Below are 16,419 nucleotides of genomic sequence, written 5' to 3'. Positions count from 1 at the left end.
CCAACGCCGCGGCCCCCCCCCCCCCCCCCCCCACCCCCCCCCCCCCCCCCCCCCCCCCCACCCAACCCCGGGCCGGGGGGCCCCCCCCCCCGGGGGCCCCCCCCGCCCGTGTCATCGCGATGTCATCGCAAGGCCCGAGGCCCGAGGCCCGAGGACCAAGGACCAAGGACCAAGGACCAAGGACCAAGGACCAAGGCCTAAAGCCCTACAGCCCTACAGCCCGTAGCGCTCCCGCGCCTCCTTGACCGCCGAGGCCGGGACCTCGCCGCGGCGGGCGAGCTGGGCCAGGGTGGCGACCACGATGGACTGCGGGTCGACGCCGAAGTGGCGGCGGGCGCCCTCGCGGGTGTCGGAGAGACCGAAGCCGTCCGTGCCCAGCGAGGTGTAGTCCTGCGGGACCCACTGGCTGATCTGGTCCGGTACCTGGCGCATCCAGTCGGAGACCGCCAGCACCGGGCCCGGAGCACCCTCCAGCACGCGGGTGACGTACGGGGTGCGCTCCTCGCCGCGCAGCAGCGCCTCGTCGCACTCCAGCGCCTCGCGGCGCAGCTCGCCCCACGAGGTCGCGGACCACACGTCGGCGGAGACGTTCCAGTCGGCGGCCAGGAGCTTCTGCGCCTCCAGGATCCAGTGGATCGCCGTGCCCGAGGCCATCAGCTGGACCTTCGGCGCGTCCGCGGCCGGGGCCGCCTCGCCGAGGTCGGCCGCCGTGTTGAAGCGGTACAGGCCCTTGACGATGCCTTCCTCGACACCCTCGGGCATGGCCGGCTGCGGCTTCGGCTCGTTGTAGACCGTGAGGTAGTAGAAGACGTCCTCGGGGTTCTCGCCGTACATGCGGTTCAGACCGTCCTTGACGATCACCGCGATCTCGTACGCGAAGGCCGGGTCGTAGTTGAGCGAGGCCGGGTTGGTGGCCGCGATCAGGTGCGAGTGGCCGTCGGCGTGCTGCAGGCCCTCACCGGTCAGCGTGGTGCGGCCGGCGGTGGCGCCCACGATGAAGCCCTTGCCGAGCTGGTCGGCGAGCTGCCACATCTGGTCGCCGGTCCGCTGCCAGCCGAACATCGAGTAGAAGATGTAGAACGGGATCATCGTCTCGCCGTGCGTCGAGTACGACGTGGCGGCGGCGATGAAGTCGGCCATGGCGCCGGCCTCGGTGATCCCCTCGTTGAGGATCTGGCCGTCCTTGGCCTCCTTGTAGTACATCAGCTGGTCGCGGTCGACCGGCTCGTACGTCTGGCCCAGCGGCGAGTAGATGCCGGCCGACGGGAACAGCGACTCCATACCGAAGGTACGGGCCTCGTCGGGGACGATCGGCACCCAGCGCCTGCCGGTCTCCTTGTCCCGCATCAGGTCCTTGGCGAGGCGGACGAAGGCCATGGTGGTGGCCATCTCCTGCTTGCCGGAGCCCTTGAGCAGCGGGGCGTAGTTCTTGTCCGCCGGCTGCGGCAGGGCCACGTGGTGGACCTTGCGGGCCGGGGCCGGGCCGCCGAGGGCCGCGCGGCGCTCCTGGAGGTAGCGGACCTCGGGGGAGTCCGCGCCCGGGTGGCCGTAGGGCACCTGGCCGTCGGCGAAGGCGCTGTCCGGGATCGGGAGTCCGAGCAGGTCGCGCATGCCCTTGAACTCGTCGATCGTCAGCTTCTTCATCTGGTGGTTCGCGTTCTTCGACTCGAACCCGGCACCCAGCGTGTAGCCCTTGACGGTCTGCGCCAGGATCACCGTCGGCGCGCCCTTGTGCGCCAGGGCGGCCTTGTACGCGGCGTACACCTTGCGGGGCTCGTGGCCGCCGCGGGAGGTGTGGAAGCACTCGGCGATCTTCGCGTCGGACAGCAGCGCGCCGAGGGCCGCCAGGGCCGGGTCGCCGCCGAAGAAGTGCTGGCGGATGTACGCCGCGTCGCGGGTGGCGTACGTCTGGAACTGCGCGTCCGGGGTCGCCCGCAGGCGGCGGACCAGGGCGCCGGTGGTGTCGAGCGCGAACAGCTCGTCCCAGGCGTTGCCCCACAGGGTCTTGACGACGTTCCAGCCGGCACCGCGGAAGGCGCCCTCCAGCTCCTGGACCACGCGGAAGTTCGCGCGCACCGGGCCGTCGAGCCGCTGCAGGTTGCAGTTGATGACGAAGGTCAGGTTGTCGAGGCCTTCGCGGGCCGCGAGCGCGAGGGCCGCGGTCGACTCGGGCTCGTCCATCTCGCCGTCGCCCAGGAAGGCCCAGACGTGCGAGTTGGAGGTGTCCTTGATCCCGCGGTTCTCCAGGTAGCGGTTGAAGCGCGCCTGGTAGATCGCGGAGAGCGGGCCCAGGCCCATGGAGACCGTGGGGAACTCCCACAGCCAGGGCAGGCGCCGCGGGTGCGGGTAGGAGGGCAGGCCGTTGCCGCCCGACTCCTGCCGGAAGTTGTCGAGCTGCTGCTCGGAGATCCGGCCGTCGAGGAAGGCGCGGGCGTAGATGCCGGGGGAGGCGTGGCCCTGGATGTAGAGCTGGTCGCCCGACCCGTCGGCCTCCTTGCCGCGGAAGAAGTGCTGGAAGCCGGTCTCGTAGAGCCAGGCCGCCGAGGCGAAGGTGGCGATGTGGCCGCCGACGCCCAGCTTGGAGCCGCGGGTCACCATGGCGGCCGCGTTCCAGCGGTTCCAGGCGGTGATGCGGGCCTCCATCTCCTCGTCACCCGGGAACTCGGGCTCGGCGGAGGTGGGGATGGTGTTGACGTAGTCCGTCTCCAGGAGCTTCGGCAGGGCGAGCCCGGCCGCTTCTGCGTGCTGGAGCGTACGGCGCATCAGGTACTCGGCCCGGTGCGGGCCGGCGGCCTTGGCGACGGCGTCCAGGGAGGCCGCCCATTCGGCGGTCTCCTCGCTGTCGCGGTCCGGGAGCTGGTCGAGCTCGCTCGGAAGCTTTACGGGGTCGGACATCGGTGTGCGCCGCCTTCCGGACGTGGGAGGGGGTGAAGAAAGTTCCCTGACTGGCAGGACAGGGCCGACGGGCCTGGTTGTGGCCCGCCGACGACTGTAGACGCCTGATCGATGATCGATCAAAGGGATCTCGCGAAAAAATGACCAACCTGCGAAAAGTTGGCATTCCGTGCCGAAATTCTGGGCACGGAGTGCCAGCTCAAAGCAGGGGCGAAACGGTCATTTCAGGCGCTGGGTGCACATCCGAGCACGTGTCGCTTCACCAGATCGCCGATCTCCGGATCCTGGCGGCGGAAGGCCTCCACGAGGGCTTCGTGCTCCTCGGCGTACGACTTCTGGACCGTGCCCAGCCAGCGGATGGAGAGGGCCGTGAAGACCTCGATCCCCAGGCTCTCCCAGGTGTGCAGCAGCACGCTGTTGCCGGCCGCCCGCACCAGCTCGCGGTGGAAGGCCACCGTGTGCCGCACCTGGGCCGTGCCGTCGGAGATCCGGTCGGCCTCCCGCAGGGCCACCACGTGCGGCTCCAGCAGGGCGTCCAGCAGCGCGGGATCGCCCGCCAGGGCGGGGGCGGCCAGCTCGGCCGCGATCTGCTCCAGGCCGGCCCGGACCGGGTAGATCTCCTCCAGGTCCGCCGCCGACAGGTTGCGCACCCGTACGCCCTTGTTCGGCGCCGACTCGATCAGCCGCAGGGTCTCCAGCTCGCGCAGCGCCTCGCGCACCGGCGTCTGGCTGACCTCCAGCTCCACCGCGATCCGGCGTTCGACGATGCGCTCGCCCGGCTTCCAGCGGCCGCTGACGATCCCCTCCACGATGTGCTCACGGATCTGCTCGCGCAGCGAGTGCACCACGGGCACCACGGGTGGGGTGATCATCGGGATTTCCTCTCTGGGTGGCGCGGGGGTCCTGACGAAGGGTACTGACGTGCGTACCGATGCGTAGACAATACGGCGGCGCCCCCGCCCGGAGGTGGTCCGGGCAGGGGCGCCGCAGGTGAGGCTCGTTACAGGTCCGGTGCTACAGACCGAGCTCCATCTCGAACTCGCCGGCTTCCAGGATCGCCTTGACGGCGGTCAGGTAGCGGGCGGCGTCCGCGCCGTCCACCAGACGGTGGTCGTAGGACAGCGTCAGGTACGTCATGTCGCGGACGCCGATGACGGTGCCCTCGGCGGTCTCGATGACCGCCGGACGCTTGACGGTGGCGCCGATGCCCAGGATGGCGACCTGGTTCGGCGGCACGATGACGGTGTCGAACAGCGCACCGCGCGAGCCGGTGTTGCTGATGGTGAAGGTCGCGCCCGACAGCTCGTCCGGCGTGATCTTGTTGCTGCGGACCTTGCCGGCCAGGTCGGCGGTCGCCTTGGCGATGCCGGCCAGGTTGAGGTCGCCCGCACCCTTGATGACCGGGGTCATCAGGCCCTTCTCGGAGTCCACGGCGATGCCGATGTTCTCCGAGTCGAAGTAGGTGATGGTGCCCTCGTCCTCGTTGATCCGGGCGTTGACGACCGCGTGGGCCTTCAGCGCCTGGGCCGCGGCCTTGACGAAGAACGGCATCGGGGAGAGCTTGACGCCCTCGCGGGCCGCGAACGCGTCCTTGGCCTGCCCGCGCAGCTTCATGATCTTGGTGATGTCCACCTCGATCACGGAGGAGAGCTGGGCCTGCGAGTGCAGCGCCTTCATCATGTTGTCGCCGATGACCTTGCGCATGCGGGTCATCTTGACGGTCTGACCGCGCAGGTCGGACACCGCGAGCGCCGGGGCCTTGGACGCGGCGGCCGGAGCGGCGGCAGCGGCCGGAGCCGGGGCGGCGGCGGCCTTGGCGGCCTCCGCGGCGGCGATGACGTCCTGCTTGCGGATGCGACCGCCGACGCCGGTGCCCGTGACCGTGGCCAGGTCGACACCGGACTCCGAGGCCAGCTTGCGCACCAGCGGCGTCACGTACGCGCCCTCGTCGCCGGAGACGGCGGCGGGGGCCGGGGTGACGGGAGCCGGAGCGGCGACCGGAGCCGGGGCCGGGGCGGCCGGGGCCGGAGCGGCGACCGGAGCCGGAGCGGCAACGGGGGCCGGAGCGGCAACGGGAGCCGGAGCGGCCACCGGAGCCGGCGCCGGAGCGGCCGGGGCGACCGGAGCCGGAGCGGCGACCGGAGCCGGGGCGGCCGGGGCCGGGGCAGCGGCGGGGGCGGCACCGGCGGCGCCGATGACGGCGAGACGGGCGCCGACCTCGGCGGTCTCGTCCTCGCCGACCAGGATCTCGAGCAGCGTGCCGGAGGCAGGCGACGGGATCTCGGTGTCGACCTTGTCGGTCGAGACCTCGAGCAGCGGCTCGTCGGCCTCGACCGTCTCGCCGACCGACTTCAGCCAGCGGGTGACGGTGCCCTCGGTGACGGACTCACCGAGCGCCGGCAGCACGACGTCGGTGCCGACGGCGGCCGGAGCGGCGGCCGGGGCCGCGGGGGCCTCGGCGACCGGCGCCGGAGCGGCCGGGGCCTCGGCGACGGGGGCCGGGGCGGCCGGAGCCGCGACCGGCTCGGCGGCCGGGGCCGGGGTGGCAGCGGGGGCACCGGTGCCGTCGTCGATGATGGCCAGCTCGGCGCCGACCTCGACGGTCTCGTCCTCGGCCACCTTGATGGAGGCCAGGATGCCGGAGGCGGGGGCCGGGATCTCGGTGTCGACCTTGTCGGTCGAGACCTCGAGCAGCGGCTCGTCGGCCTCGACGCGCTCGCCCTCGGCCTTCAGCCAGCGGGTGACAGTGCCCTCGGTGACGCTCTCACCGAGCGCCGGAAGGGTTACGGAAACCGACATGGTTTCTGTTGCTCCTTACGAATGTGCGGTAGTGGTCGTCGCGCCCGTTGACTGGATTAGTCGTGGGAGTGCAGGGGCTTGCCGGCCAGGGCCAGGTGGGCCTCGCCGAGCGCCTCGTTCTGCGTCGGGTGCGCGTGGATGAGCTGCGCGACCTCGGCCGGCAGAGCCTCCCAGTTGTAGATCAGCTGGGCCTCGCCGACCTGCTCGCCCATCCGGTCACCGACCATGTGGACGCCGACGACGGCACCGTCCTTGACCTGGACGAGCTTGATCTCGCCCGCGGTCTTCAGGATCTTGCTCTTGCCGTTGCCCGCCAGGTTGTACTTGAGGGCGACGACCTTGTCCGCACCGTAGATCTCCTTGGCCTTGGCCTCGGTGATGCCCACGGAAGCGACCTCGGGGTGGCAGTACGTGACGCGCGGCACACCGTCGTAGTCGATCGGGACGGTCTTCAGACCGGCCAGGCGCTCGGCCACGAGGATGCCCTCGGCGAAGCCGACGTGCGCGAGCTGGAGGGTCGGGACGAGGTCGCCCACGGCCGAGATCGTCGGCACGTTGGTCTGCATGTACTCGTCGACCAGGACGTAGCCGCGGTCCATCGCGACGCCCTGCTCCTCGTAGCCCAGGCCCTGCGAGACCGGGCCGCGGCCGATGGCGACCAGCAGCACCTCGGCCTCGAAGGTCTTGCCGTCGGCGAGGGTGACCCGCACACCGTTCTCGGTGTACTCGGCCTTCTCGAAGAAGGTGCCGAGGTTGAACTTGATCCCGCGCTTGCGGAAGGCGCGCTCCAGCAGCTTGGAGCTGTTCTCGTCCTCGACCGGGACGAGGTGCTTGAGGCCCTCGATGACGGTGACGTCGGTGCCGAAGGACTTCCACGCCGAGGCGAACTCGACGCCGATGACGCCGCCGCCCAGGATGATCGCGGACTGCGGGACGCGGTCCAGCACGAGCGCGTGGTCGGAGGAGATGATCCGGTTGCCGTCGATGTCCAGGCCCGGCAGCGAGCGCGGCACGGAGCCGGTCGCCAGGAGGACGTGGCGGCCCTGGACGCGCTGGCCGTTGACGTCGACCGACGTCGGGGAGGACAGGCGGCCCTCACCCTCGATGTAGGTCACCTTGCGGGAGGCCACCAGGCCCTGCAGGCCCTTGTACAGGCCGGCGATGACGTCGTCCTTGTACTTGTGGACGCCCGCGATGTCGATGCCCTCGAAGGAGGCCTTGACACCGAACTGGGCGGCCTCGCGGGCCTGGTCCGCGACCTCGCCGGCGTGCAGCAGGGCCTTCGTCGGGATGCAGCCGTTGTGCAGGCAGGTGCCGCCGAGCTTGTTCTTCTCGATCAGGGCAACGTCCAGACCCAGCTGCGAGGCGCGCAGCGCCGCGGCGTAACCGCCACTGCCACCGCCGAGGATCACTAGGTCGAAAACGGTGCTGGCGTCGTTCGCCACGTCACGTCCTCCATGCATGTGCGCCGGGCACCGGCCGTGCGTGACCGGGCGGCGGCTGGTATTCGGCCGCTGTTTCTTCGGCCCTGTGGTGGGGGCCCTGTCCTGCCGAGAACCCATCTTCGCATTTGTCGAGGGAACGCGGGACGCCGGGCCCGGTGTGAGACGGGAGGTTCCGCCGGAATCCGGGGTTACCGCCGCGTACGAAGGTACGGATTTCGTCGAGGGTGAACAGGCCCCGGACCGGCTCTCAGTCCGGGGCCGTGCTCACGTCAAGCCGGCGTCGAGCCGGGCGGGCGGACCGCCCGCCCGGTGGCGTAGCCGCGCCAGTGGCGGAGATCCGCCACCCGGGACGACCGACCGGCTGCCGGCGGGGCCGGCGGCCATACGGTCGTCCCAGGTCGTACGGCCTCGTGAGGCACCGTACGGTCCGGGCCGTACGCTCGTGAGGGGTCGTACGGACCGGGTCTTGCGGGGTTCGTACGGTCAGCCCAGGTCGCCGGAGGCGGTCCGCTCGGCCAGTCGCACCAGGGTGCGCACGGCGGAGCCGGTGCCACCCTTCGGCGTGTATCCGTACGGGGCGCCCTCGTGGAAGGCCGGGCCGGCGATGTCCAGGTGCGCCCAGGTGATGCCCTCGCCCACGAACTCCTTCAGGAAGAGGCCGGCGACCAGGCCGCCGCCCATGCGCTCGCCCATGTTCGCGATGTCGGCGGTGGGCGAGTCCATGCCCTTGCGCATGTCGGCGGGGAGCGGCATCGGCCAGGAGGCCTCGCCGACCTCCTCGGCGATCTCGTGCAGGGAGGTGCGGAAGGCGTCGTCGTTGGCCATCACGCCGAAGGTGCGGTTGCCCAGGGCGAACACCATGGCGCCGGTGAGGGTGGCCACGTCCACGATGGCGTCCGGGTTCTCCTCGGAGGCCTTGGTGAGGGCGTCGGCCAGGACCAGGCGGCCCTCGGCGTCGGTGTTGAGGACCTCGACGGTCTTGCCGCTGTACATGCGCAGCACGTCGCCGGGGCGGGTGGCGGAGCCGGAGGGCATGTTCTCGGCGAGCGCGAGCCAGCCGGTGACGTTGACCTCAAGGCCCAGGCGGGCGGCGGCGACGACGGCGGAGAACACGGCGGCGGCGCCGGCCATGTCGCACTTCATCGTCTCGTTGTGGCCGGCCGGCTTCAGGGAGATGCCGCCCGAGTCGTAGGTGATGCCCTTGCCGACGAAGGCCAGGTGCTTCTCCGCCTTCGGGTGGGTGTAGGCCAGCTTGACCAGGCGCGGAGGGGCCTCCGAGCCACGGCCGACGCCCATGATGCCGCCGTAGCCGCCCTTGAGGAGCGCCTTGTCGTCCAGCACCTGGACCTTGATGCCGAGCTCCTTGGCGGTGGCCTGGGCCACCGCGGCGAAGGCCTCGGGGTTCAGGTCGTTCGGCGGGGTGTTCACCAGGTCGCGGGCGATGTTCACCTCGGCGGCGACGATCTTGGCGCGCTCGGCGGCGGCCTTCTGCTCCTTGTCGCGCGGCTTGGCGCCGAGCAGGGCGACCTCGGCGAGCGGCTGCTTGCCGTTCTTGCCGTCCTTCTTCTCGCCGCCCTGGTAGGCGGTGAAGGCGTACGCGCCGAGCAGCGCGCCCTCGGCGATCGCGGTGACGGCGGAGGCGTCCTCGACGGGCAGCGCGAAGCCGGCCTTCTTGGCGCCGTGCAGTGCGCGGGCGGCGGAGCCGGCGGCCTTGCGCAGGAGCTCCTCGTCGTACGAGGCGCCGTCCTCGGGGGCGTCGCCCAGGCCGACCGCGATCACGACCGGGACCTTGAGGCCGGCGGGGGCGGCCAGCTTGGTGACCTCGCCGTCGGCGCCCGAGGCGCCCAGCGCGTCGAGTACGGCGGCGAGCTTGCCGTCGAACGCCGCGTCCACGGGCTCCGCGCCCGGGGCGACGACCGGGCCCTTGGCGCCCTTGGCGACACCGACGACGAGGGCGTCGGCGCGCAGCGTCGCCGCGCCGGCAGTGCTGAGAGTCAGAGCAGTCACGGTGGTGAGGTCTCGCTTCCATTCGATTGTGAGGCCGGTGGGGGTGGCCGGCCGTGTTCAGCGATCGTATTCCGGCCCGTCGCCCGCCGGAAAAGAGCCTACGCGTGGACGGGCGTCCGCACGCCACTACGTGAAGAGAGAGCTTGTTCGACCGAATGGTCGCGAGGTTCACCCATCTGTGGTCTCTGCTCCAGGTTTGGCTCGTAGGCCTGACGAGGTCCGCAACACTCAAGCCACTCTCGCAAGGGGACGCGGGGTTCCTTTGCATGATTTCCACAGAGCCTCACCCGTCCGGCCCCCGCCAGGGCCGGACGCGGCGGGCTGCTGCGGGGGGAAGGCCATCGATGGTCAAGAGGAATCGGATGAACCGGGCGGCGGCCGTGTGCGTCGCGGCGGCGCTCGTGTCGGTCGCCGCACCGGCGGTGACGGCGGGGGCCCAGCCCGCCCTGGGGGCGGTCGCGGCCGTCGGGGCCGCGGCGGCGGCCACACCGCGGATCGACCTGAAAGTGCTCGTCGTCGACGACGGCGGCAGCTCGGTGGACGCGCTGGTCGCCGAGCTGACGGACACGGGGGTGCCCTTCACGCGGATCGACCTCCGGGACGCCGGCCGCCCGGTGATCGACGCGGCCTTCCTGGCCGACACCGTCGACGGGCGACCGCGGGCCAAGTACCAGGGCGTGGTCCTGCCCAACGAGAACCCCTTCGGCGACGGCTCCGCCGAAGCGGCGGCGCTGGCCGCCTACGAGACGACCTACGGGATCCGCCAGGTCGACGCCTACACCTGGGCCCACCCGGGCGTGGGACTGGACTACACCGACAGCGGCGGCTACGCCGGCATGCTGGACGGCACCCCGGCCGCCGTCACCGACGCCGGCAGGGCCGGCCCGTTCGGCTACCTCGCGGGTCAGGTCCTCTTCGAGGACAACTCGACCCTGATTCCGGAGAGCTACGGCTACCTCGGCCGGCCGCGCCCCGGCTACACCAGCCTCGTCGACGCCCCCGTCGAGGGCGGCCGGGCCTCGATGGTCGGCACGTACGAGCACGACGGACGCACCGAACTCGTCGTCACCTTCGGGTACAACCGCTACCAGCGGCAGTTCCGGCTGCTGGCCCGGGGCATCGTCGACTGGCTCACCCAGGGCGTCCACCTCGGCCAGTCCCGCAACTACTTCTCCGTCCACGTCGACGACGTCTTCGCGCCCGACGCCCGCTGGAACCCGGACCTCAACTGCACGCCCGGGGACATCGACTGCGCCGGCGGCGCGGACGCCGGCAACGACATCCGCATGACCGCCGCCGACGCCACGTACGCCGCCCAGTGGCAGCAGTCCCGCGGCTTCACCCTCGACATGGTCTACAACGCGGGCGCCGGGGAGGAGTGGAAGGCCGAGCACGGCGGCACCGACGCCCTCGCCGACCGCCTCGTGGCCGACCGGGCGCAGTACCGCTGGATCAACCACACCTACACGCACCCCTTCCTCGGCTGCGTCCAGGACGTCTCGGTCGTGCCGTGGAAGTGCACGACCAACGCCGCCGGCGCCACCCAGTGGGTGAGCCGCTCCGAGATCGCCGGTCAGATCCGCGACAACAACAACTGGGCCGCCCAGAAGGGGCTGCCCGTCGACCGCACCGAGCTCGTCACCGGCGAGCACTCCGGCCTGAAGACCCTGCCGCAGCAGCCCGTCGACAACCCCAACCTGGCCCCGGCGCTGGCCGAGACCGGCGTCCGCTGGATCGCCAGCGACAACTCCCGCGAGCCGGTCCAGCGGACCGTGGGCCCGGCGCAGACCGTCCCGCGCCACCCGATGAACGTCTACTACAACGCCGGCACCGCCGCCGAGATGGCCGACGAGTACAACTGGATCTACACCTCCGCCGCCGACGGCGGCAGCGGGATCTGCGAGGACAACCCGACGTCCACCTGCCTGCCCGTCCCCCTGGACACGGCCACCGGCTACGCCTCGTACATCGTCCCGCAGGAGGCCCGCACCGCCCTGCGGCACGTGCTGGGCAACGACCCCCGCCCGCACTACGTCCACCAGTCCAACCTGGCCGAGGACCGCATCCTCTACCCCGTCCTGGACGAGGTCCTCACCACCTACGGCCAGATGTTCGCCGCCAACACCCCGATCGTGAACCCCCGTCAACGCGACGCCGGCGCCGAACTCGCCCGCCGCACCGCCTGGGACAAGGCCCTGGCCGACGGCAAGGTCACCGCCTACCGGATCGGCACCGCCGTCACCGTCAAGGCCCCGACGGGCGTGACCGCCCCGATCACCGCCCCCGAGGGCACCCGCAAGCAGATGCTCCTCGGCACCGCCGCCTGGGGCACCGCCTACGCAGGCAACCGCTCCGCCTGGACCGGCCCGGAGCTGCTGCAGTCGGCCGTGACGCTGAAGCTCCCCAGCTGACGCACCCCGGCTGACGCACCGTGAGTCCGCCGGCGGGCGACCGCCGGCGGACCCGCCGTCCGTACCGCTGCCCGCACCACCCGCCGGCGCACCCGCATCCGGGCGCGCCGGCGCCTTCGAGTCCTGGGGGGACACAACGCAATGAGCCATGGGCGTCACGTCACCATGCTCACGGAAGGCACCTACCCGCACGTCCACGGCGGCGTCAGCACCTGGTGCGACCAGCTCGTCCGCGGCATGCCCGAGGTCGACTTCAACGTCACCGCCCTCACCGGCACCGGCCGCGAACCCGTCACCTGGGAGCTGCCCCGCAACGTCTACCGGCACACCGCCGTCCCCCTGTGGGGGCCCGCCCCCGGCCGTTCCCGGGATGCCGTCCTGCGCGGCCGCGCCCACCGCCGCTTCACCGAGACGTACGAGCGCTTCGTGCGCGCGCTCCTCGACCCGGCCGCCGCCCACGAGTTCAGCGGCGCACTGCACGCCTTCGCCGAACTCGCCCGCGCCGGGCGGCTGTCGGCCGCGCTGCGCTCCGAATCGGTGCTGCGCACCCTGATGCGCGTGTGGACCGGCCCCGGCCTGCCGGTGGCCGCCGCCCGCCCCACCCTGCACGACGCGCTCACCGCCAACGACCTGCTGGAGCACGCCCTGCGCCCGCTCGCCGTGCGCATCCCCGCGGACAGCGTCGCCCACGCCGTCAGCAGCGGCCTGGCCACCCTGCCCGCACTCGCCGCCCAGCACTTCGACGGCGTCCCCTTCCTCCTCACCGAGCACGGCATCTACCTGCGCGAGCGCTACCTCGGCTACCGCAGCCAGGCCCAGCGCTACCCCGTCAAGGCCCTCATGCTCGGCTTCTACCGGGCCCTCAACTCCGAGGGCTACCGGCGGGCCGACCTCATCACCCCCTGCAACCGCTACAACCGCCGCTGGGAGGAGCGCGGGGGCGCCGACGCCGACCGCATCCGCACCGTCTACAACGGCGTCGACCCGCACCGCTTCCCCGACGCCGGACCCGAGCCCGAGGTCCCCACCCTCAGCTGGTGCGGCCGCATCGACCCCATCAAGGACCTGGAGACCCTGATCCGGGCCTACGCGCTGATGCGCACCGAACTGCCCGACCTCCGGCTCCGGCTGTTCGGCCCGGTGCCGGCCGGCGGCGAGGACTACCAGCTCCGGCTGGAGAAGCTCGCCGCCGAACTCGGCGTCACCGACGGCATCACGTACGAGGGCCGCATCAGCGAGGTCGCCAAGGCCTACGCGGCCGGCAGCGTGGTGATGCTCTCCAGCATCAGCGAGGGGTTCCCCTTCAGCATCATCGAGGCCATGTCCTGCGGCCGCACCACCGTCTCCACCGACGTGGGCGGAGTCCGGGAAGCGGTGGGGGACACCGGCCTGGTGGTCCCCCCGCGCGAGCCCGAACTCATGGCCAGGGCCACCCTCGCGCTGCTGCGCGACCCTGAGCGCCGGGCCGAGCTGGGCCGGGCCTCGCGCCGCCGCGTGGTCGAGAAGTTCACCCTCGACCAGTCCGTCGACGGCTTCCGGCACATCTACCGGGAGCTGGCCGGCACCGGCCCCGGCGCGGCCACCACCGCCACCGGAGCCGCCGGGGCCGCGCCCCTCGACGCCGTCCGGCCCCCCGTGGCCGCGGAGTTCGCCGCCGACCCCTGGTCCCGGGAGCTCGCCGCCGACGGGAGCCTGTGGTGAGCGGCGGCCTGTGGCTCGCGCCGGGAGCCCGCTCCGGGGACGACGCGCTGCCCGCCGTCCCGCGCCCCCGCCGCTCCGGCCCGGCCGCCGCCGACCCGATGCGGGAGCTGGCCGCCCGCCTGGACACCCTGGTCGCCGGCGCCGTGCACCCCGACGAGATCGCCGCCGTCCTGGAGTCGGACGGCATGACCGACGAGCACATCCGCCTCACCTACGGCCGCCCCGACTCCTTCACCCTCGCCGAGGACCTGTACGAGAAGGTGCCCCGCGCCTTCACCGAGCCCGCCGGGGCACCTGCCGACCCCTGGCGGGTCTCCCTCACCGCCTGCCTGCTGCGCGGCGTGGTCTTCGCCCTGCCCGGCCTGGCGTACGTACTCGGTGCCCCGCTCCTCGAAGGCCCCCCGGACCGGCTCGGACTGCCCGCCGGCACCCTCACCCTCCTCGCCGGGGCGCTGATCGGCTGGGTCTGGGACCAGACCCTGTCGCACCGCGCGTACTCCTGGATGGGACTGGGCGACCGGGCCGCCGCCGGCCGCACCCTGCTCACCGGCGCCCCGGCCGGCGCGCTGCTGGGCACCGCGGCCGCGCTCGCCGCGCCCGGCTCCGCCTTCAGCACGGCGTTCGCCGCCGGACAGGCCGTCTACGTGGGCGCAGCCACCGTGCTGCTGGTCCTCGGCCGCGAACGGGCGCTCCTGCTCGCCCTGTTGCCCATGGCGGTGGGCGCTTTGGTCTCGCTGGCCGTCGGACTGCCCGTACCGGTGCGCGTCGCGCTGCTCGGGGCCTCCCTGCTGGCCGCCTGCGCGCTGGCCGTCCGGGAGCTGCCGGTGGCCGGGGGCGTACGCTCCCTGGCCGCCCGGGTGCGGGGATGGGCCGCGGCCCGCGCCACCCCGGACCCCGTCCACTGGCGGATGCTGCGCGGCACCGACGAGGACCACGTGCCGCGCGGGCCGCGGCTGCGGGACTCGGTGCCGTTCGGGGTGTTCGGCCTGGGCACCGGCGTGCTCGTGCTGTACGCCGCCCTCGGCGAGGTCTTCGCGGGCGGACCCGCCGAAGCGGTGGCCGCACCCTCCGCGGTGGCGCTCACGTTGAGCATGGGTCCGGCCGAGTGGCTGCTGCACCGGTTCCGCAGCGGGAGCCTGGCCGGGCTGCGTGCCGCCCGGTCGCCGGCCGGGTTCCGCCGGGTGATGGCCACCCGGCTCCTCGAGTGCCTGGCCCTCTACCTGCTCGTCCTGCTGGGGCTGGGGATCGCCGGCACCCTGCTGTGGCCCGGCTCGCCCGGGCTGGGCGCGGTCCGGCTGGCCACGCTGCTGCTGCTCGGCGCCGTGATGTGGAGCGGGCTGCTGCTGCAGTCCTTCGGCGCGGTCCGGCCCGCCGCCGCGGTCTGCATCGGGGCCGCCCTCGCGCAGAGCGCGGCCCTGCTCGCCGGGGCCGGGCAGCCGCGGCTGGTCCAGCTGGTGGTGGCCGGCTGCACGGCCGCCGTACTGGCCGCGCTGGTCTGCGTGCTCCTGGGCCGAGCCACCGCCCACCGCTGATCCTCGGGCCGCGCCACCGCCCACCGCCGATCCGTCGAAACGAGGACCCCACCATGCTGCTGGTGCCGCTGTACGAGCATCCCGCCGAACGGGCCGAGGACTGGGCAGCCCTGGTCCGCTGCGCCGACCGGCTGCGCGCCGTCGTGCTCAACCCGGCGAGCGGTCCCGGACCGGCCGCCGACGAGCACTTCCTGGCCGTCACCCACCGGCTGCGGGACGCGGGCGTGCCCGTGCTCGGCTACGCGGACACCGACTACGGGCGGCGGCCGCACCGGGACGTGGTGGCGGACCTGCTGCGCTACCGCGACTGGTACGGCACGGACGGGGCCTTCCTCGACCAGGCCGCGGCCGAGGGCGAGTTCCTGCCCCACTACCGGCGGCTCGCGGTGGCGGCCCGCGCGGCCGGGGCCCGCACCCTGGTCCTCAACCACGGCGCGCACCCCCATCCCGGGTACGTCGAACTGGCCGACCTCCTGGTGACGTTCGAGGGGCCCTGGGACGCGTACCAGGACGCCGAGGTGCCCGAGTGGACCGCGGCGCACCCGCCCGAGCGCTTCTGCCACCTGGTGTACGGCGTCCCGCCCGGCGCCCCCGCGGCCCAGCTGGCCCGCTCCCGCGGCGCGGCCGTCCACTGCGCCGTCCCCGGCACCGGCGCCCACCCCTGGTCGTCCCTCCCGTCCGCCCTTACCGTGGCGGGCTAGCCCGCCACGCCCGGAGGCTCCGCCGCCGCGCGGCCCCCCGGCGCGGGCGTCAGCCCAGGGTCAGGAAGACCAGCGCGGCGGTGGCGGAGGCCTCGGCGACCGCGCCGAAGACGTCTCCGGTGACGCCTCCGAAGCGGCGTACGCAGTGCCTCAGCAGTACCTCGCCCACGCCCAGCCCGACGAGCACCGCCCCGCCCCCGCGGACCGCGGCGGCCACCCCGAGCGGCGCCGCGGCCGCCGCGGCCGCGGCCAGGACGACGCCCGCCACCGCGAGGGCGGCACCCCGCGGCACCGCTCCGGCCACCGCCGCCCCGAGCCCCTCGGGCCGTGCCGCCGGTACTCCCGTGCGCGAGGCCAGCGTCAGGGCCAGCCGCGCGGAGGCGGCCGCCGTGGCCGCGCCGAGCGCGCCGTACGCCCAGCCGTCCCGGAACAGCTCGGCGACCGCCGCGACCTGGCCCAGCAGCAGGAACACCAGGGAGATCACGCCGAACGGCCCGACGTCCGAAGCCTTCATGATCCGCAGGGCGTCCGCGGCCGGCTTCGCGCTGCCCAGCCCGTCCGCGGTATCGGCCAGCCCGTCCAGGTGCAGCCCCCGGGTCAGCGCCGCCGGCACGGCCACCGTCGCCACCGCCGCCAGCAGCGGTCCGGCGCCCAGCAGCAGGAGCGCCCCGCCCGCGGCCGCCGCGGCCAGGCCGACCACCAGTCCGGCGAGCGGGGCGCACAGCATGCCCGTGCGGGCGGCCGGGCGGTCCCAGCGCGTGAGGCGGACGGGCAGCACGGTGAGCGTGCCGAAGGCGAAGCGCAGGCCGTCGGCGAGCGACGCGCGCTCACCGCGGGCCGCTGCGGGCGCGGGAGTCGGTGAAGGCGGGGGAGTCGGAGAATCGGTCATCGGCCGGAACGCTACCGGTTCGCCCTGCCGGCGCGGCAG

At 73.3% G+C, this 16,419-nt stretch carries 10 protein-coding genes; 4 read left to right on the top strand and 6 right to left on the bottom strand.

Annotated features, from left to right (window positions below):
- Positions 1–213: 213 nt before the first annotated feature.
- The 5 genes from aceE to ACIQCH_RS20980 all read right to left on the bottom strand — a co-directional run bounded on the left by aceE (position 214) and on the right by ACIQCH_RS20980 (position 9,146).
- Positions 214–2,895: a pyruvate dehydrogenase (acetyl-transferring), homodimeric type gene (gene aceE / locus ACIQCH_RS21000; protein WP_402582901.1), complete on the bottom strand. Its 2,682-nt coding sequence runs from the start codon at positions 2,893–2,895 to the stop codon at positions 214–216.
- Between the two features lie 224 nt (positions 2,896–3,119).
- Positions 3,120–3,764 carry a GntR family transcriptional regulator gene (locus ACIQCH_RS20995; RefSeq protein ID WP_030206344.1) on the bottom strand — a complete coding sequence of 215 codons (645 nt, stop codon included), beginning with the start codon at positions 3,762–3,764 and terminating at the stop codon, positions 3,120–3,122.
- 145 nt (positions 3,765–3,909) lie between these two features.
- Entirely contained in the window at positions 3,910–5,694 is a 1,785-nt protein-coding gene (gene sucB, locus ACIQCH_RS20990; protein ID WP_402582899.1) for a 2-oxoglutarate dehydrogenase, E2 component, dihydrolipoamide succinyltransferase, read from the bottom strand.
- A 56-nt stretch (positions 5,695–5,750) separates the two neighbouring features.
- Positions 5,751–7,139, bottom strand: coding sequence for a dihydrolipoyl dehydrogenase (lpdA, locus tag ACIQCH_RS20985; protein ID WP_402582897.1), 1,389 nt, complete (start codon positions 7,137–7,139; stop codon positions 5,751–5,753).
- Positions 7,140–7,622: 483 nt separating this feature from the next.
- The gene (locus ACIQCH_RS20980; protein ID WP_402582895.1) at positions 7,623–9,146 is read right to left on the bottom strand and encodes a leucyl aminopeptidase; all 1,524 of its coding nucleotides are present in this window, start codon (positions 9,144–9,146) and stop codon (positions 7,623–7,625) included.
- A 344-nt stretch (positions 9,147–9,490) separates the two neighbouring features.
- On the opposite strand from ACIQCH_RS20980, the gene ACIQCH_RS20975 reads away from it, so the two are divergent.
- From ACIQCH_RS20975 to ACIQCH_RS20960, 4 genes are all read left to right on the top strand, one after another.
- On the top strand, positions 9,491–11,557 hold the full coding sequence (locus tag ACIQCH_RS20975; RefSeq protein WP_402582894.1) for a hypothetical protein: 2,067 nt from the start codon (positions 9,491–9,493) through the stop codon (positions 11,555–11,557).
- A gap of 141 nt (positions 11,558–11,698) precedes the next feature.
- Entirely contained in the window at positions 11,699–13,258 is a 1,560-nt protein-coding gene (pelF, locus tag ACIQCH_RS20970; RefSeq protein ID WP_402582892.1) for a GT4 family glycosyltransferase PelF, read from the top strand.
- Complete coding sequence (locus ACIQCH_RS20965; protein ID WP_402582891.1) at positions 13,255–14,790, top strand: hypothetical protein; 1,536 nt, start codon at positions 13,255–13,257, stop codon at positions 14,788–14,790. The genes pelF and ACIQCH_RS20965 overlap by 4 nt, the downstream gene beginning before the upstream one ends.
- 53 nt (positions 14,791–14,843) lie before the next feature.
- Positions 14,844–15,491 carry a spherulation-specific family 4 protein gene (locus ACIQCH_RS20960; protein WP_402582889.1) on the top strand — a complete coding sequence of 216 codons (648 nt, stop codon included), beginning with the start codon at positions 14,844–14,846 and terminating at the stop codon, positions 15,489–15,491.
- A gap of 49 nt (positions 15,492–15,540) precedes the next feature.
- Here the strand turns inward: ACIQCH_RS20960 and ACIQCH_RS20955 are convergent, their stop codons facing one another.
- Positions 15,541–16,380 (bottom strand): adenosylcobinamide-GDP ribazoletransferase, encoded by an 840-nt coding sequence (locus tag ACIQCH_RS20955; protein WP_402582887.1) that lies wholly within the window; start codon positions 16,378–16,380, stop codon positions 15,541–15,543.
- Positions 16,381–16,419 lie beyond the last annotated feature (39 nt).

It is taken from the genome of Streptomyces sp. NPDC093225 (assembly GCF_044753805.1).
Taxonomy (GTDB): Bacteria; Actinomycetota; Actinomycetes; order Streptomycetales; family Streptomycetaceae; genus Streptomyces.
The sequence above is the reverse complement of the archived record's forward strand: the minus strand, read 5'-3'. Positions and strand labels throughout refer to the sequence as shown.